The following is a 16,670-nucleotide window of genomic DNA, read 5'->3' on the forward strand; positions in this document are numbered from 1 at the left end:
GGGGAGCTCGCGGATGACGCCGTTCAGCGGCCTCCCGGCAGCAGACGCAGAGCGTGCTCGACCACGACGCCGGGGGCGTCGCGCTGGATGGAGTGCCCCGCTCCCGGGACGATCTCGTAGGCGACCCGGTCGCTCAGCCGAGCGATCCGCTCGCCCTGCTCGACCGAGAACATCGCGCCCTGCCCGGGATCGGCGCCGAGGATCACGACGGGGACCTCTCCCCCGCCGAACAGCGCCTCGAGGTTCCACTCGCCGGCCCGAGCCGCGTTGCCCCGGATCGTCGCCTCCACCGTGAAGGGACTGACCACACTCGCGGCCTGCACCTTCTGGAACGCGTCGTCGGCGTGCCAGAGCGGATGCTGGCGCGCGAGCTCCTCGGCCGAGGGGGGCTCGAGGTCCGCGAGGATGCCCTCGACCAGCGCGTCGACGTCGGCCGCCGCGATCACGAGCGGCGGATCGACGAGGAGGGCCGCCCGTGTCCAGTTCGCGTCGGTGGCGAGGGCCAGCGCCGTCACGGCACCGCCGAGCGAGTGCCCGACGACGAGGTCCCAGGTCCCGGATGCCGGGCGCGGCACCGCGAGCACATCGGCCGCGTAGGACTCGAGCGCGTAGTCGGTCGTCCGCGGCGAGGACCCGTGACCGCGCAGGTCGGCGGCCGTGACGGATACGCCCCGCTCGGCCAGGAGCGACGCCACCTGCCACCAGGTGCCCGCGGAGGAGGTGATGCCGTGGAGCAGGAGCACCTGCGGGCCCACGGCAGGACCCCAGTGCACCGTCGCGAGGGCGACGGGCGCGACGCTCACGCGCCGGCCTCCACCCGCGCGAGCGACACGAAGTCGTCGACGTCGAGCTGCTCTCCGCGCGCGGTCTCGGGCAGGCCCGCGGCGGCCAGGGCGGCCGCCGCACGCGAGGAGTCGCCGAAGACCGGGATCAGCGCCTGCCGGAGCATCTTGCGCCGCTGGCCGAATGCGGCGTCGACCATCTCGAAGGTGCGCTTCCGGAGCACCTCGTCGCCGAGCTCGTCCTCCGGCGAGCGCCGCTCGAACCCGACCAGCACCGAGTCGACGTTCGGCACCGGCCAGAACACCTGTCGACTGACCTGGCCGGCGACGCGCCACCGGCCGTACCAGGCCGCCTTGACGCTCGGCCCGCCGTAGACCTTCGAACCCGGCTCGGCCGCGAGCCGGTGCCCCACCTCGGCCTGCACCATGACGACGCCCGACCGGATCGACGGGACGTGCTCGAGCAGATGCAGGAGGACGGGCACCGAGACGTTGTACGGGAGGTTCGCGACGAGCCGCGAGGCGGGCTCGGGCAGCGACACCACCCTCAGCGCGTCGTCGGCGATGACGGTCAGGCGCGATGCGTCGGCGAGCTGGGCGACCGTGATCGGGAGCTGCTCCGCCAGGCGGCGGTCGATCTCGATGGCCACCACGCTCGCGCCGGCCTCCAGCAGCCCCAGGGTCAGCGAGCCGAGCCCCGGGCCCACCTCGACGACGACGTCGCCCGGCTCGACGCCGCCGACGCGCACGATCTTGCGCACGGTGTTCGGGTCGTGGACGAAGTTCTGCCCGAGCTTCTTCGTGGGCGTGACGTCGAGCAGCTCCGCGAGATCGCGGATCTCGGCCGGACCGAGCAGCGCGGACGGCTCGTCAGGATGCTTCGACCGGGTCATCTTCCCACCGCCCGTAGACCAGCTCGGTGTTGGACGAGATCTGCGCGGCGAGCATCGACGCGTCGGTGCCGAGGTGGTCGGCCATGAAGCGCAGCGTGTGCGGCACCAGGTACGGCGCGTTCGGGCGGCCGCGGTACGGCGCGGGCGTCAGGTAGGGAGCATCGGTCTCGACCATGACCAGCGACCGCGGCGCCACCTCGAGCGCCTCGCGGAGGTTCGACGCGTTCTTGAAGGTGATGTTGCCCGCGAACGACATGTACCAGCCGTTCTCGGCGCACACCCGCGCCATCTCGGCATCGCCCGAGTAGCAGTGGAACACCGTGCGCTCGGGCGCCCCCACGCGCAGCAGCGTCTCGATCACCTCGCGGTGGGCGTCGCGGTCGTGGATCTGCAGGGCGATCCCGTTCTGCTTCGCGATCTCGATGTGCGCCTCGAACGACCGCTGCTGATGCGCGCGGCCCTCGTCGGAGGTGGTGCGGTAGAAGTCGAGACCCGTCTCCCCGACCGCGCGCACGCGGGGCCACGTCGCGAGCTCGGCGATCTCCGCGAGCGCGGCGTCGAGCCCGCCCGCCTCGGCGTACTCCGGGGCATCGTTGGGATGGAGGGCGACCGCGGCGAGCATCCGAGGCTCTCGCATCGCCTGCTCGGCGGACCAGCGCGAGGTCTCGAGGTCGGTGCCCACCTGCACGACGCCCTTGACGCCGACGCTGGAGGCCCGGTCGAGCTGCTCGGTGTAGTCGAGCGGCTGGTCGCCGTCGGCGACCTCGAGGTGGGTGTGGTTGTCGTAGACGGGGACCGTGAGAGCGGGCGGCAACGGCGGGTAGGAGGTGTCGCGTCCGCTGTCCTCGCGGAACCGGACGTGGGACGTGGACTTCTCGCCCGGCCTCACGAGGCCGCCTCGACCTCGATGCGCGGGAAGAGCGCCTCGAGTGTCGTCACGCGCCCCACCGCCTCCCACTCGTGGGCGGCGCGGATGGGCTGAGCGTCGACCGCATCCTCCCGCCCGAGGGCGGCCCAGAGCTTCGCGGTCGCCTTGGGGAGCACCGGCGCGAGCAGGATGGCGAGCGTGCCGACGCCGTGCACCGCCGTGTGCAGCACAGTGGCGAGACGCAGCGCGCTCTCGGGCTGCTTCGCGAGCGCCCAGGGCTCCTGCTCGGTGATGTAGCCGTTGAGCTCGTCGACGAGCTGCCAGATCGCGCCGATCGCCTCGTGGACGGCGAGCCGCTCGATGGCGGCATCGGCGCGAGCGGTGACCTGCTGCTCCGTGTCGCGGATGCGCTGGTCGGATGCGATGAGCTCCCCCGCCTCCGGGATCCGGCCGTCGAAGTAGCGGTTGACCATCGCGACGACCCGCGAGGCGAGGTTGCCGAAGCCGTTGGCGAGCTCGGCCTGGTAGCGCGCGGAGAGGTCCTCCCAGCTGAACGAGCCGTCCTGCCCGAAGGTGATGGCACGCAGGAAGTAGTACCGGAACGCGTCGGAGCCGAAGGTGTCGGTGATCTGCTCCGGCGCGATGCCGGTGAGCTTCGACTTCGACATCTTCTCGCCGCCCACGAGGAGCCAGCCGTGGCCGTACACCTGGGTGGGCACGTCGAGGCCGGCGGCCATCAGCATGGCGGGCCAGATGACCGCGTGGAAGCGCGCGATGTCCTTGCCGACGATGTGCGTGGCGGGCCAGCGGCGCGCGAACTCCGCGTCGTCCTCCCCGTAGCCCACGGCGGTGATGTAGTTGAGGAGGGCGTCGAACCAGACGTAGATGACGTGCGACTCGTCCCACGGCACCTTGATGCCCCAGTCGAAGGTCTGTCGCGAGATGGAGAGGTCGGTGAGCCCGTGCTTGACGAACTGGATGATCTCGTTCCGCACGCTGTCGGGCTGCACGAACTCGGGCCGTGACTCGTAGAGGTCGAGCAGGCGCTGCCCGAACGCGCTCATGCGGAAGAAGTAGTTGCGCTCCTTGAGCAGCTCGACGGGCTTGGAGTGGATGGCGCAGACCAGCTGCCCCTCGTACTCGCCCGTCCCGTCGACGAGGTCGGTGAGCTGCTTGTACTCCTCGCAGCCCACGCAGTAGTAGCCCTCGTAGTCTCCGGTGTAGATGTGACCGTCGTCGTAGAGCTTCTGCAGGAAGCGCTGCACGTTCTTCTCGTGCCGCTCCTGGGTGGTGCGGATGAAGTCGTCGTTGGAGATGTCGATCGTCTCGAGCAGCGGCTCCCACGCCTCGGCGACGAGCTTGTCGGCCCACTGCTGCGGAGTCACGCCGTTGGCCGTGGCCGTGCGCAGGATCTTCTGGCCGTGCTCGTCGGTGCCGGTGAGGAACCAGGTGTCGTCGCCCGCCTGACGGTGCCACCGCGCGATCACGTCGGCCGCGACCTCGGTGTAGGCGTGGCCGATGTGCGGCACGTCGTTCACGTAGAAGATCGGTGTCGTGATGTAGAACGAGGACCCGTCGGACATGCCCACCATCCTAGAGGCGGGGTGCGATGCCGCCCGCCGATGTGACGGCTCGAGCCACTCAGGAGGTACGGGCCGCGAGCGCGGCCTCGTAGAGGGAGCGGCGGGACAGGCCCGTCGCCTCGGCGACCTCGGCCGACGCGTCCTTCAGACGGCTGCCTCCCGCGACCAGCGCCAGGACCTGCGCGAGCGCGTCGTCGGCGGAGGCGACGGCCTCGGGAGCGCCGCCGACGACCAGCACGATCTCGCCGCGCACGCCCTCGGCGGCCCACGCGGCGAGCTCGGCGAGGCCGCCGCGACGCACCTCCTCGTAGAGCTTCGTCAGCTCGCGTGCCACGGCCGCAGGACGGTCGGCCCCGAACACCTGCGCCAGATCGGTGAGCGACTCCGCCAGGCGGTTGGGCGACTCGAAGAAGACCAGGGTCCGCTGCTCCACGGAGAGCGCCTCCAGCGCCTTCCGACGTTCCCCGGGCTTCCGCGGCAGGAAGCCCTCGAACGCGAACCGGTCGGTCGGGAGCCCGGAGAGCGCCAGCGCCGCCGTCACCGCGGACGGCCCGGGCACGATCGTCACGCCGACCCCCGCCTCGATGGCGGCGGACACCAGCGCGTAGCCGGGGTCGGACACGGTCGGCATCCCCGCATCCGTCACCATCACGACGTCGCCGTCGCGTGCCTGCTCGACGAGGGAGGCCGCGCGCTCCCTCTCGTTGTGCTCGTGCACGGCGATGAGGCGCGGCCGGTTCTCGACCTCGAGTCCGCGCAGGAGGCGCTGCGCCACCCGGGTGTCCTCCGCCGCGACCACGGTCGCGGACTCGAGCAGCTCGATCAGGCGCAGCGAGGCGTCCTTGAGGTTGCCGATCGGGGTGGCCGCGAGGATGAGCATGCTCTCAGTGTGTCACCAGGGCCACCTCCGGGACCGGCTCGCGGGCCGCCGCTAGCATGTCCTGGTGACCGACGCCGCGGCCTCCGACCGCCCCACCCCCGCACCCGAGGTCTGGGACGGTCCGCGCGGCTCGCGCCTCGACGACTGGTGGCTCCGCCTCATGGGCACACCGAGCCGCCAGCGGCTCTGGCGGTGGGCGGGCCCCGTCGCCGTCACGCTCCTGGCCGCGGTGCTCCGACTCGTCGACCTCGCGCATCCGCACTCCCTCGTCTTCGACGAGACGTTCTACGTCAAGGATGGCTGGTCGACCTGGAACCTCGGCTACGAGGCGAGCTGGCCCGCCGACCCCGACGGCCGCTTCGCCTCGGGCGAGACCGACATCTTCCAGACCTCCGGGTCGTTCGCCGTGCATCCGCCCCTCGGGAAGTGGATCATCGGCGCGGGCATCGCGCTCTTCGGCCCCGACAGCTCGTTCGGATGGCGGTTCTCCGTCGCCGTCTGCGGCATCCTGCTCGTCCTCCTCACGGCCCTCATCGCGACGAAGCTGCTGAAGAGCACCCTGCTGGGGACGATCGCCGGGTTCCTCCTGGCGATCGACGGGCACGCCATCGTGATGAGCCGGGTCGGGATCCTCGACGGCATCCTCGCCCTGTTCTGCCTGGCCGGCGTGGGCGCCGTGCTGATGGACAGGGAGTGGCACGCGAGACGCCTCGCCGCCGCCGTCGCCGCCCGCGAGGAGGCGACGGGGAAGCCGCCCTCCTGGGGGCCGACCCTCTGGTGGCGACCGTGGCTGCTCGCCGCCGCCCTCGCCTTCGGCTTCGGCTCCTCGATCAAATGGTCGGCCGCCTACTTCCTCGTGGCGTTGTTCGTGTACCTGATCGTCGTCGACGCGCTCGCCCGCCGTCGCCTCGGCATCCCCTTCTGGTTCTCGAGCGCGGTGCTGAAGCAGGCCCCGGCGACGTTCCTCGTGATGGTGCCGCTGGCCGTGGCGAGCTACCTCGTCACCTGGATCGGCTGGTTCGCCACCTCGGGCGGCTACTACCGCGACTGGGCTCAGACGTCGGGGAAGCCGTGGGAGGGCGCCCTGTCGTGGGTGCCCCTCTCGGTGCAGAACTGGTGGCATCTCGAGACGGCGATCTACAACTACCACGTCAACGAGCACTCGCCGCATCCCTATCAGGCCAACCCCCTCAGCTGGCTGTTCCTCGTGCGGCCGACCCAGATGTACGTGCAGCAGGCGGATCCGAGCCAGTGCGGCGGTCAGGTCTGCTACGAGAACATCACCTCGATCGCGAACCCGATCATCTGGTGGTGCGCGACGGCGGCCGTCCTCTACCTGGTCTACCGCGTCGTGCGGTTCCGCGAGTGGCAGGTGGGGCTCATCCTCATGGGCATGGTCGCCGGCTACCTGCCGTGGCTGATGTACACCGAGCGCACGGTGTTCCAGTTCTACACGATCGTGTTCGAGCCCTACATGATCCTGGCGCTGACGTTCGTGATCGGCCTCGCGCTGGGCTCCCGCGGCGATCCGAGACCCGCCCGCACGCGGGCGCTGTGGATCGTCGGCTCCTTCCTCGCCCTGTGCGTGCTGGTCAGCGCGTTCTTCTGGCCGGTGTGGACGGGCATGCCTATCCCGGCCTGGTTCCTCAGCCTGCACTACTGGCTGCCCACCTGGCGCTGAGCGCGATGCGATCTCCGAGCTGGACGCCGGGCGTCCTCGTCGCGGCCGCGGCCGCGCTCCTCGCGTGGCTGCTGCACCTGGCGCTCCCCGTCCTGCCGATGCTCACGATCGCGGTCGCGCTCGGGATGGTCGTCGGGCAGATCCCCGCCACGCAGCGGCTGCTCGACGGCGTGCTGAAGCCCGGGATCGCACAGGCCTCCCGGCGGCTGCTCCGCCTCGGGATCGTGCTGCTCGGTCTGAAGCTCAGCCTCGTCGACATCCTCGGACTCGGATGGGAGACCATCCTCGCGATCGTCCTCATCGTCGTGATCACCTTCACCGGCACCCTCCTGCTCGGGCGGCTGCTGCGCCTCCCGGGCACGCAGCCGCTGCTCATCGCCGCCGGCTTCTCCATCTGCGGCGCCTCCGCGATCGGGGCCATGAGCGCGATCGCCCGGAGCAAGGACGAGGACACCGCGACGCCGGTCGCGCTCGTGACCCTGTGCGGGACCCTCGCCATCGCCGTCCTGCCCGCGCTGCGCTACCCGCTCGGGCTCGACGACGAGCAGTTCGGGCTCTGGGTGGGGCTGAGCGTCCACGACGTCGGTCAGGTGGTCGCGACCGCGCAGATCGCGGGCAGCGTCGCGCTCGCCAGCGCCGTCGTGGTGAAGCTCACGCGGGTCCTGACGCTGGCGCCGATGGTCGCGATCGTCGGGCTCGTCGAGCGCGCGCGCGACCGTCGAGGGGCGGCGGCGCCGATCGACGCTCCCGAGACCGCGACACCTCAGGGCAAGCGACCGCCCATCGTCCCCCTCTTCATCGTCGGGTTCCTCGCCGCCGTGCTGGTGCGCACCCTCGTCCCTCTTCCGGATGCCGTGCTCACCGGCGCGGACGTGCTGCAGAACGCCCTGCTGGCGGCGGCGCTGTTCGGCCTCGGCACGAGCATCCGCTTCGCGCGGCTCGCTCGGACCGGATGGCGAGCGCTCATCGTCGGCCTGGCGTCGTGGGCGCTCGTCGCGCTGCTCTCGCTCGCCGCGGTCGGACTGTTGACCGCGGGGAGCTGAGCCCGACGCCCCTCGGGCGGCCTCAGTGGGCGATCTTGAGCCCGATCACACAGGCGACGATCCCGAGGACGAGGAGGGTGCGCACGAGGGAGAACCCCTCCCCGCCGAACACCATCCCGACGAGCACGGTGAGCGACGCTCCGATGCCCACCCAGACCGCGTAGGCGGTCCCGGTCGGGATGGAGCGCATCGCGAAGGCCAGGCCGGCCATGCTCGCGACGATGCCCACCCCGAACACGACGCTCGGCCAGAGGCGGGTGAAGCCCTCCGACCTGCCGAGCGCGGTGGCCCAGACGGCCTCGAGCACTCCGGAGACGATGAGAACGATCCACGCCATGACGGCTCACTCCTCGTGAGTCAGTCTTGTCGCGCTCCGGGTACTGCTCCCTCGTCCGGAAGGCCGCCCTCCGGCCCTGGCGCCCAGTGTGTCACGGCGCGCTGGGCAGCCCCTGTGCAGCGCATCCGGCAGCGTCGGGCGCCGTCGGTAGACTCCACGAGTGACCGGTATCGACGCGGCGGCGCCCTGGTCGGCGCGCCTCGGCGTGCTCGGACCGGTCAGTGCCGCGCCCGTCGACGGGACCGCGCTCGTCGAGGCCTCCGGACCCCGGGCGAAGGCCCTCCTCACGGCGCTCCTGCTCCCGGCACCGCGTGCGGTGACGGCCGACCGGCTCATCGAGCACGTCTGGCAGGACGACCCGCCTCGCGGCGCGAAGGCGGCCCTGCAGACCCTGGTGTCGCGGACGCGCGCCGCGCTCGGCGATGACGTCGTCGAGTCCACCGTCTCGGGCTACCGGCTCGGCGTCGACCGGGGGCTGACCGACCTCGGCCGGGTGGAGCTGCTCCTCGAGCGCGCCCGCTCGGAGTACGAGGGCGGCGCCGTCGTCGAGGCGAGCGCCGCGGCGTCCGCAGCCCTCGCGCTGTGGCGCGGCGAGGCGGGCGCCGACCTGCCGCCGGGCGTCCTGGCCGACGAGCTCAGCGCGACGGCCGCCTCCCTCCAGGACGACCTCGAGACGCTGATCGTGCGCACCGAGCTCGAGCTCGGTCACGGCGACGAGGCGGAGGCTCCTGCGCGGCGGCTCTGCGAGCGCCACCCGTTCGACGACACCGCCCACCTCCTCCTCATGCGCTGCCTCGATGCCGCGGGACGGTCGACGGATGCGCTGGCGGTCTTCGCCGAGTTCCGTGGTCGTGTCGCCGACGCCTTCGGGTCGCAGCCCGCCGTCGAGCTGCAGCAGCTCAACCTCGACCTGCTCGACCGCGAGGCCGCGCCCCGCAGAACGCCCCGGGCCGACGACGACCGACGCCCGGCGCCGCCGCCGTCCTCCCGCAGACGTCTCGTGCGCGGACTCCGCGCCGCGCCGAACCCGCTGCTCGGCCGGGATCGCGCGCTCGACGAGATCGAGGCGCTCCTCGCCGCGTCCCGCGTCGTCACGGTGCTCGGCCCCGGCGGCATCGGCAAGACCCGCGTGGCGCAGGAGATCGCGCACCGGCATGCCGAGCTGTGCGACGCCGTCGTGGTGGTCGAGCTCGCCGGCGTGCGCACGGGCGACGACGTCGTCTTCGCGCTCGGGACCGCGCTCGGCATCAGGGAGGTCACCGGAGGCCGACGACTCGGCGACGCCGTGGTGCGGACCGACCTCGGCGACCGGATCCGCAGCACGCTCGACGGTCTCGACGCGGTGCTCGTGCTCGACAACTGCGAGCACATCATCGATGCCGCCGCCGAGTGGGCCGCGGCGCTCACGTCCGACCTCCCGCGCCTCCGGATCCTCGCCACGAGCCGCACCCCGCTCGCGATCTCGAGCGAGCGCGTGTTCGCGCTCCCTCCGCTCGGCGTGGAGAGCGGCAGCGACGGCGCGGACGCCGCGGTCGAGCTCTTCCTCGCCCGCGCGACGGCGGCGAGGCCGGACGCGAGCCTCCCCCGCGACGCCGTCGCACGCCTGTGCGCCCGACTCGACGGGCTGCCCCTGGCGATCGAGCTGGCCGCCGCGCGCATCCGCAGCATGCCGCTCGACGAGGTCGAGAGGCGGCTGTCGAACCGATTCGCCCTCCTCACCACCGGCGATCGAGCGGCGCCTCAGCGCCACCGCACGCTCCTGGCGGTGATCGAGTGGAGCTGGAACCTGCTGAGCGACGCGGAGCAGCGCGCGCTGGCCCGGCTGTCGGAGTTCGCCGACGGGTTCGGCCTCGGCGCCGCCGCCGTGGTGCTCGCGGAGGACGACGGCACGCCGGGGTCGGCGCTGGGCGAGTTCGCCACCCAGGACCTCCTCGACGCGCTGATCTCCCAGTCGCTGGTGCTCGTCACGGAGCGCGACTCCGCGCTGCGGTTCCGGATGCTCGAGACCGTCCGCGAGTTCGGACGGCTCCAGCTGGGCCGACGCGGCGAGCTCGAGCTCGCGCGCGACCGCATCCTCGCGTGGGCCGCCGGCTTCGCCGAGTCGACCCTCGGCGACCTCTCCGGCCGGACCCAGATCGAGGCGTTCCGCCGGGTGTCCCTCGACGAGGACAACCTGCTCGACGCGCTGCGCCGCGCGATGGCCGCCGAGCGTCCCGACGTCGTGGTGCGCGTGTTCGCGATGCTCGGGTACTTCTGGTCGCTGAGGAGCGCCCACAGCGAGGTGATCGCGCTCTCCCCCGACGTGTTCGACGCCATCCGGCGCTTCGACCCCGACGAGGCGAGCGCCGACTTCGCCGTCTTCGCGCTCGTGATCATCGCCGCCACGATGGTGATCGCCCAGGAGCGCGTCGGCGTCGTCGCCGTCGGGAGGCTGCGGCGTCTGGTCGACGCGCATCCGCCCACCGACCCCCTGACCGCAGCGATGACCGGCCTGGTCCTCTCGGCCGGCCGGCTGGATCGCGTGGAGGCCGTCGCGCGGGAGGCCCTCGACTCGGCCGACCCGCACACGGTGCTGCTCGGTTCGCTCGCTTCGGCAAGCAGCGCGGAGAACGACGGGCGCTCCGAGGAGGCGGAGAGGCTCGCCCGCCGGGCCGTCTCGACGGCGGTGTCGCTCGGCGACACGTGGGGTGAGTCGATGGCCTCGCTGCTGCTCTCCCAGCTCCACAGTCAGTCCGGCCACCCGGCCGAGGCGATCGACTGGGCGCACCGCGCCCGCCGCGGGATGCTGCTCCTCGGTGCCGAGAACGACCTCAGGCAGCTCGACTGGATGATCGCGATCAATGACGTGGCTCTCGGCGACCTGGACGAGGCCGAGGGCCTGTTCGAGGAGGTCCTCACCTCATCCGGCAGCCACGACGAGGTCGAGCTGCGCTCGATCGGCCTGGCCGGCCTCGCCGAGATCGCCCGCGCCCGCGGCGATCGCGCCGGAGCGCTCGACCTCTACCGCCGTTCGCTCAGCTCCTACGGATCGGCTCGGGCGAAGGCCTCCCCGTGGTTCCGGCTGGGCCTGGCCTCCACGCTCGCGACCATGGCGGACGACGACCTCGCCGATCCGGGGGACTCCGCCATCCTGGCACGGCGGCTGCGAGCGCGGACCCTCGCGAGCCTGCGGTCGTCCCGCTCCTTCGTCGACCGCCCCGTCCTGGGATCGAGCGCCGTCGGGCTCGGCACCTGGATCGGGGCCCAGCGGTTCCCCGATCCGCCGCTTCCGGGGTCGGATCGGGTACGCCGTCCTGCGACGTTCGACATCGGACTGGGCCTCCGCCTCGTCGCTCTGGGCGAGGTCCTCGGCGCCCGGCAGGACGCGCCGTCGCTGCGCGTCGCGGAACGGCTCGACGGATTCCGGGCGGCCGTGGGCGCCCCGGCCGTGGAGGAGGCGCGCTCCTGGGCCGCCGCGATCCCTGACGCCGAACGGCCCGAGCTCGTCGCAGCACTGCTGCGCGAGCCCGGGCCGTGGTCGCCGTCGATGCGGTGACCGTGGGCTACGCCTTCTTCATGTAGGCGCGGACGGTGAGCGGCGCGAACACCGCCACGATGACGGCCGCTCCGAGGAGCGCCAGCCAGGCATCCGCCCCGAAGGCGCCGCTGTTGGTGAGGTCGCGGACCGCGGAGACCAGGTGCGAGACCGGGTTGACGTTGACGAAGCCCTGCAGCCACGTGGGCATGGTGTCGGGGTTCACGAACGCGTTCGACAGGAACGTCAGCGGGAAGAGCACCAGGAAGGAGATCCCCTGCACGCTCGACGCGCTGCGGGCGATGACGCCGAAGAACGCGAAGATCCAGCTCAGCGCCCACGAGCAGACGATGACGAGGAGCCCCGCCACGATCACCGAGACGATGCCGCCCTCGGGGCGGAATCCCATGATGAAGCCCATCACGAACACGAGCGTGGTCGCGATCGCGTAGCGCACCGTGTCGGCCAGGAGCGCCCCCGCCAGCGGTGCGATCCTCGCGATCGGGAGGGACTTGAACCGATCGAACACGCCCTTGTCCATGTCCTCGCGCAGCTGGATGCCCGTGACGACCGACGTGGTGATGACCGTCTGCACCAGGATGCCGGGGATGATGATCGGCAGATAGCTCGCCACGTCGCCGGCGATGGCCCCGCCGAAGATGTAGGTGAACATCAGTGTGAAGATGATCGGCTGCAGGGTGACGTCGATCAGCTGCTCCGGTGTCCGCCGGATCTTCAGCAGGCCGCGGTAGGCCATCGTGAACGAGTTGCGGACGGTCTGCCCGAGGCTGACGTGGTTGACGAGCCTGCGCTCGGTGCCGGGGGTGATGGTGAGGGTGCTCATGCGCGGCTGACCTCCAGTTCGCGGTCGATGGCGGCATCCGGGTCGGATGCGCTGTCGTCGTCGGTCGCCGGGCGACCGGTGAGGGTGAGGAAGACCTCGTCGAGGGTCGGCTTCTGCACGGAGAGCTCGGTGACGCCGACGCCCTCCGCCCGGAGCCGGATCAGGAGGTCGGTGACGGTGTCGGCGTCGGCCATCGGCGCGGTGATGCGTCCTGCCTCCGGCGAGAGCACCGCCTCGACCCCGAGCACGTCCGCGATCGCGCGACGGGCGGCGTCGGCTTCGTGGGGATCCGACAGCGTCAGCTGCAGCGAGGAGCTGCCGACCGAGGCCTTCAGCTCGTCAGCGGTGCCCTCGGCCACGACGAGACCGCGGTCGATGACCGCGATGCGGTCCGCGAGCTGGTCGGCCTCGTCGAGATACTGGGTGGTGAGCAGGACCGTGGAGCCGGTCGAGACCAGCCGACGGATGGTGTCCCACATCTGCGAGCGCGTGCGCGGGTCGAGACCCGTGGTCGGCTCGTCGAGGAAGATCAGCGGCGGCTGTGCGATGAGGCTCGCCGCCAGGTCGAGGCGGCGGCGCATGCCGCCCGAGAAGTTCTTCAGCGGACGCTTCGCCGCCTCGGTCAGCCCGAACTCCTCCAGCAGCTCCTCCGACTTCGCCTTCGCCGCCCTGACGCTGAGTCCGTTCAACCGGGAGAACAGCACGAGGTTCTCGGTGGCCGACAGCGTCTCGTCGACGGAGGCGTACTGGCCGGTCACGCCCACCAGCTGGCGGACGACCTGCGCCTCGCGCACCACGTCGTGACCGAACACGGTCGCGCTCCCGCCGTCGGGCCGCAGCAGGGTGGCCAGCATGCGGATGGTCGTGGTCTTGCCCGCTCCGTTCGGGCCCAGGACGCCGTACACGGTCCCGGTGCGCACCGTGAGGTCGACGCCGTCCACCGCCCGGTTCGTGCCGAACGTCTTGACGAGCCCATGGGCCTCGACGGCCCAGTCCGTGGTGGTCACGGTCTCTCCTTACGTCTCCCGCCGACCCCGGTCGGGTCGACGTGGACCACCCTCCTCCCCGCCGCTGACGCCGCACTCACGCGCCGCTGACACGGGTTCGGATGCGTGTCAGCGACCCTTCGTCGAGCGATCCTCTCCTTTTGCTGATAGATTCTCAGCCATGCTGAGAATGACTCGACTCCTTGCGGGCGCGACGGTCGCCGGCGCCCTGGCCGTCGCCTCGGTGGGCTTCGCCGCCACCGCGGACGCCACACCCGTTCCGACCCCGGAATGGGCCGACCTCAAGGCGGGCACCATCGTCACGGCCATGGCCGCGACCGACCCCGGCGTCGTCTACACCGTGAGCAGCAAGACCGGTGCGGTGACGAAGATCACCGACGGCGTGCCCGACAGCACGTGGGGTTCGGCGGGTTCGATGGTCTCTCCGCAGGACATGATCGCCCTGCCCGACGGAACCGTCGTGACCGCGAACGGCAAGGCGGGAACGCTGACCCACTTCGACGCCGACGGCAACGCGGTCAGCATCAAGCTCGAAGTCTCCGCTGAAGCCCAATCCCTGACCTATCTGGACGGCTTCGTGTACGTCGCAGACTACGCGAACAAGCTGATCTCGAAAGTCGACCCGATCGCGAACGCCGTCACGGAGGCGTCCTTCGCCACGGTGTCGTCCAATCCGATCCGCATCACGACCGATGGCACTTCTCTGTACGTGCAGAACGGTCAGGAGATCTCCAAGATCGAGAAGGACAAGAGCAAAGCGCAGAGCTTCATCGCGCTGCCCTTGGGGTCGTTGATCGGCTCGATCGTGGCCACCTCGACGGGGAGCGTCGTGGCCGCCGACGGGAACGATCCTCCTGGCCTGATCGTCTACTCCGCCGACGGCAAGACGAGCAAGAAGATCACGACGACCACATACGTGAACGGCCTCGCCATCGACTCCCACGACAACGTGTACGGGTCCTCTACGAACTCGAACCAGGTGGTCATGCTCCCCCGCGGATCGTCGTCCTTGTCGACGCTGACGACCCTGGTATCGAAGAACCCCGTCAAGCCCGTCGCCATCTCCGTCTCCGACGACGGAGTCCTCTACGCGGCCGGCTACGAGACCGGGCTCGTGTCCGCCGTCCCGCTGCTCGCCACGATCTCCTCAGCACCGCTCTCGGCTTCGGTGACCGTCGACACGTTCTTCACGAGCACGATCACCACCGCGGGCGGAGCCGATCCGGTGACCCTCCGCGCCACCGCCCTCCCTCCAGGCATGGAGCTCTCCGGCGGCGTCCTCTCCGGCCGACCCACCACGCCGGGCACGTACACCTTCGACATCGTCGCCGTCACCCCGGCGGGCGAGTCCGCCGCCCAGGCGCAGACGATCGTCGTCACGCCGGCCGTCGCACCGCCCACCCCCGGCCCGACCTCGAGCAACGGGGGCAGCTCGAACACCGGTGCCACAGGCTCGGGTGGAAGCGGGCGAGCGACTCTCGCCTCGACGGGTGCGGATCTGGTCCCGTTCGGGGCGGCCGCCGGCCTGCTCCTCGTCGGAGGCATGATCGCCGCCGGCGCGGCGGCACGACGGAGAAGCGCCTGACGCGTCTCGAGGCGATTGAGGCCCCTTGCGCCGTGATCGTGACGGTTCGCGTAGGGGGCCTCCTGCGTGCCGATCACGTCGCGACAGCCTCTGGCTTCAGTTGAGCCGGGCCATCAGAGGGACTCGAAGTGCCACCCCGCTGGACAATCTGATACATTCTCACCATGATTCGAGCACGACTCACTTCTGCGATCTTCGCCACCGGTCTAGCCGTCGCCGTGTGCTGCGCTCCTTCCCTGGCCACGGCAGCACCGATCGCCGTCGATCCGTTCTACGAGGTCACGACCACAGGCGCTGCCACCGATCTCGCCGTGCAGGACCCGTTCGGCAACGTGTACGTGATGGTCGTCACCCCAGCCGGTGCCGAGATCAGGAAGATCGGCTCGGACGGGGTGCTGATCGACACGTTCGCGCTCCCCGCGGGGGCACAGCCTTCCGACATGGCGGTCGACGCGCTGGGCGACGTGTACGTCTCCGATTCCGGGACGGGTGCCATCTCTCGGATCACTCCGGATGGAGTCATCAACAACGCATTCAGCGCGTCGCCCGACGGCAAGGCTCGGGCCCTGAGCATCATCGCCGATGACGCCACGCTCTACGTTCTCGGAGCCTCGACGAGCATCTACGAGATCGGCTTCTCCGGCGTCGTGAACCCCGCGTTCACCTTCTCGACTCCCACCACGACCAACGCGATCGACGTCGACCGCAACCGCAACGTCTACGCCGCATCGATGGACGGGCGCGTGATCGTGCTCGCGCCCGACGGCAAGAAGACGACCTGGATGCTCGACGCCAGCCCCAACCTGACCGACATCGAGGCTCGCAACGATGGGTCATGGGTGGTGTATGGCGACCTCCGACACAAGATCATCGAGCGCACCGTCGCCGACGACATCAACACGACGACGTTGCCTTCGGCGATCGACGACATCGCCATGGACTCCGCCGGATCGATCTACTTCGTCGACCAGGCGGGTGCCCTCATGACGCTCCCCCACGGCGGGTATACGCCGCAGCAGGTCGGAGCCTTCACGACGACCGGCACCCCGTCCGCGGTGCGGGTGGGTGCCACGCAGACCCTCGTCGCAGCGTGGGGCACGAACCCGACCGTCGCGACCATGCCCTTCGTCCCCTCCGTATCGTCTGCGCCGATCACGGCGACGATCGGAGAGGGCGAGACCTTCACCTCGACGATCACGACCGCGGGCGGCCTCGGCTCTGCGAGCGTGAAGTCTTCAAACCTGCCGACGTGGTTGACGCTGACGAACGGGGTGCTGTCCGGAACCGCGACGGCTCCCGGCAACTACGTCTTCGACGTGGTCGCGAGCAACGACCTCGGCGACTCGAGCGCGCAGACCCAGACGATCGTCGTGACGCCGGCCGTGGCGCCCTCCCCGACGCCCAGCCCGACCTCCGGCGACACGACTGGAGCAGGCGGAAACGGGGGTTCCACGACCGCTGGGGGCAGCTCAGGGGCCGCCGCCGGGGGACGAGGGGCGCTCGCGTCCACGGGGAACGACGGCGCCGTCGCGCTCGCGAGCGCCCTCGTATCCGGAGGGATCGCGCTCATGGGAGTGGCGGCGATGGTGTTCGCGCGACGCCGACGTCCGGCCCGAACGAACGGCTGACGGCCGCACGAACCCGCCCCGCGGC

General features: G+C 71.1%; 13 protein-coding genes and 1 riboswitch. Of the genes, 5 read left to right on the plus strand and 8 right to left on the minus strand.

Annotated elements, in window-relative coordinates; all coding sequences use genetic code 11:
* Positions 1-23: 23 nt before the first annotated feature.
* From IEX69_RS17850 to rsmI, 5 genes are read right to left on the minus strand one after another with little or no spacing between them, the layout of a single operon-like run.
* Positions 24-803, minus strand: a complete 780-nt coding sequence (locus IEX69_RS17850; protein ID WP_085018951.1) for an alpha/beta fold hydrolase — start codon at positions 801-803, stop codon at positions 24-26.
* The gene (gene rsmA / locus IEX69_RS17855) at positions 800-1,675 is read right to left on the minus strand and encodes a 16S rRNA (adenine(1518)-N(6)/adenine(1519)-N(6))-dimethyltransferase RsmA (protein ID WP_085018950.1); all 876 of its coding nucleotides are present in this window, start codon (positions 1,673-1,675) and stop codon (positions 800-802) included. Before rsmA ends, IEX69_RS17850 begins: the two co-directional genes overlap by 4 nt.
* The gene (locus IEX69_RS17860; protein ID WP_085018949.1) at positions 1,653-2,564 is read right to left on the minus strand and encodes a TatD family hydrolase; all 912 of its coding nucleotides are present in this window, start codon (positions 2,562-2,564) and stop codon (positions 1,653-1,655) included. The genes rsmA and IEX69_RS17860 overlap by 23 nt, the downstream gene beginning before the upstream one ends.
* On the minus strand, positions 2,561-4,126 hold the full coding sequence (gene metG / locus IEX69_RS17865; protein WP_085018948.1) for a methionine--tRNA ligase: 1,566 nt from the start codon (positions 4,124-4,126) through the stop codon (positions 2,561-2,563). The genes IEX69_RS17860 and metG overlap by 4 nt, the downstream gene beginning before the upstream one ends.
* A gap of 58 nt (positions 4,127-4,184) precedes the next feature.
* Positions 4,185-5,006, minus strand: a complete 822-nt coding sequence (gene rsmI / locus IEX69_RS17870; protein WP_085018947.1) for a 16S rRNA (cytidine(1402)-2'-O)-methyltransferase — start codon at positions 5,004-5,006, stop codon at positions 4,185-4,187.
* Between the two features lie 64 nt (positions 5,007-5,070).
* Here rsmI and IEX69_RS17875 point away from each other — a divergent pair, with 64 nt between their 5' ends.
* Together IEX69_RS17875 and IEX69_RS17880 are read left to right on the plus strand one after the other, a co-directional pair.
* Positions 5,071-6,687: a dolichyl-phosphate-mannose--protein mannosyltransferase gene (locus IEX69_RS17875; protein ID WP_085018946.1), complete on the plus strand. Its 1,617-nt coding sequence runs from the start codon at positions 5,071-5,073 to the stop codon at positions 6,685-6,687.
* 5 nt (positions 6,688-6,692) lie between these two features.
* On the plus strand, positions 6,693-7,730 hold the full coding sequence (locus tag IEX69_RS17880) for a YeiH family protein (protein WP_085018945.1): 1,038 nt from the start codon (positions 6,693-6,695) through the stop codon (positions 7,728-7,730).
* Positions 7,731-7,752: 22 nt separating this feature from the next.
* Here IEX69_RS17880 and IEX69_RS17885 read toward each other — a convergent pair whose 3' ends face one another.
* Positions 7,753-8,067 (minus strand): DMT family transporter, encoded by a 315-nt coding sequence (locus IEX69_RS17885; protein WP_085018944.1) that lies wholly within the window; start codon positions 8,065-8,067, stop codon positions 7,753-7,755.
* 14 nt (positions 8,068-8,081) lie between these two features.
* Positions 8,082-8,148: riboswitch (guanidine-III (ykkC-III) riboswitch) on the minus strand.
* A 79-nt stretch (positions 8,149-8,227) separates the two neighbouring features.
* Between IEX69_RS17885 and IEX69_RS17890 the strand changes: the two genes are divergently transcribed.
* A complete protein-coding gene (locus IEX69_RS17890; RefSeq protein ID WP_085018943.1) occupies positions 8,228-11,602 on the plus strand; it encodes an AfsR/SARP family transcriptional regulator in 3,375 nt (1,124 codons plus the stop codon).
* A gap of 7 nt (positions 11,603-11,609) precedes the next feature.
* On the opposite strand, the gene IEX69_RS17895 is transcribed toward IEX69_RS17890, so the two are convergent.
* Both IEX69_RS17895 and IEX69_RS17900 read right to left on the minus strand, forming a co-directional pair.
* Complete coding sequence (locus tag IEX69_RS17895; RefSeq protein WP_085018942.1) at positions 11,610-12,425, minus strand: ABC transporter permease; 816 nt, start codon at positions 12,423-12,425, stop codon at positions 11,610-11,612.
* The gene (locus IEX69_RS17900; RefSeq protein ID WP_085018941.1) at positions 12,422-13,432 is read right to left on the minus strand and encodes an ATP-binding cassette domain-containing protein; all 1,011 of its coding nucleotides are present in this window, start codon (positions 13,430-13,432) and stop codon (positions 12,422-12,424) included. The genes IEX69_RS17895 and IEX69_RS17900 overlap by 4 nt, the downstream gene beginning before the upstream one ends.
* A 160-nt stretch (positions 13,433-13,592) precedes the next feature.
* Between IEX69_RS17900 and IEX69_RS17905 the strand changes: the two genes are divergently transcribed.
* Both IEX69_RS17905 and IEX69_RS17910 read left to right on the plus strand, forming a co-directional pair.
* The gene (locus IEX69_RS17905) at positions 13,593-15,017 is read left to right on the plus strand and encodes an NHL repeat-containing protein (RefSeq protein WP_157127115.1); all 1,425 of its coding nucleotides are present in this window, start codon (positions 13,593-13,595) and stop codon (positions 15,015-15,017) included.
* Between the two features lie 164 nt (positions 15,018-15,181).
* Positions 15,182-16,645, plus strand: a complete 1,464-nt coding sequence (locus IEX69_RS17910; RefSeq protein WP_157127114.1) for a hypothetical protein — start codon at positions 15,182-15,184, stop codon at positions 16,643-16,645.
* Positions 16,646-16,670 lie beyond the last annotated feature (25 nt).

This window comes from Cnuibacter physcomitrellae, from assembly GCF_014640535.1.
Taxonomy (GTDB): Bacteria; Actinomycetota; Actinomycetes; order Actinomycetales; family Microbacteriaceae; genus Cnuibacter; species Cnuibacter physcomitrellae.

Excerpts from the sequence above, each read along its gene's own strand:
- IEX69_RS17905 (WP_157127115.1), top strand. The coding sequence starts at position 13,593 with ATGCTGAGAATGACTCGACTCCTTGCGGGCGCGACGGTCGCCGGCGCC.
- IEX69_RS17880 (WP_085018945.1), top strand. The coding sequence starts at position 6,693 with ATGCGATCTCCGAGCTGGACGCCGGGCGTCCTCGTCGCGGCCGCGGCC.
- IEX69_RS17910 (WP_157127114.1), top strand. The coding sequence starts at position 15,182 with ATGATTCGAGCACGACTCACTTCTGCGATCTTCGCCACCGGTCTAGCC.
- rsmA (WP_085018950.1), bottom strand. The coding sequence starts at position 1,675 with ATGACCCGGTCGAAGCATCCTGACGAGCCGTCCGCGCTGCTCGGTCCG.
- IEX69_RS17885 (WP_085018944.1), bottom strand. The coding sequence starts at position 8,067 with ATGGCGTGGATCGTTCTCATCGTCTCCGGAGTGCTCGAGGCCGTCTGG.
- IEX69_RS17895 (WP_085018942.1), bottom strand. The coding sequence starts at position 12,425 with ATGAGCACCCTCACCATCACCCCCGGCACCGAGCGCAGGCTCGTCAAC.
- metG (WP_085018948.1), bottom strand. The coding sequence starts at position 4,126 with ATGTCCGACGGGTCCTCGTTCTACATCACGACACCGATCTTCTACGTG.
- rsmI (WP_085018947.1), bottom strand. The coding sequence starts at position 5,006 with ATGCTCATCCTCGCGGCCACCCCGATCGGCAACCTCAAGGACGCCTCG.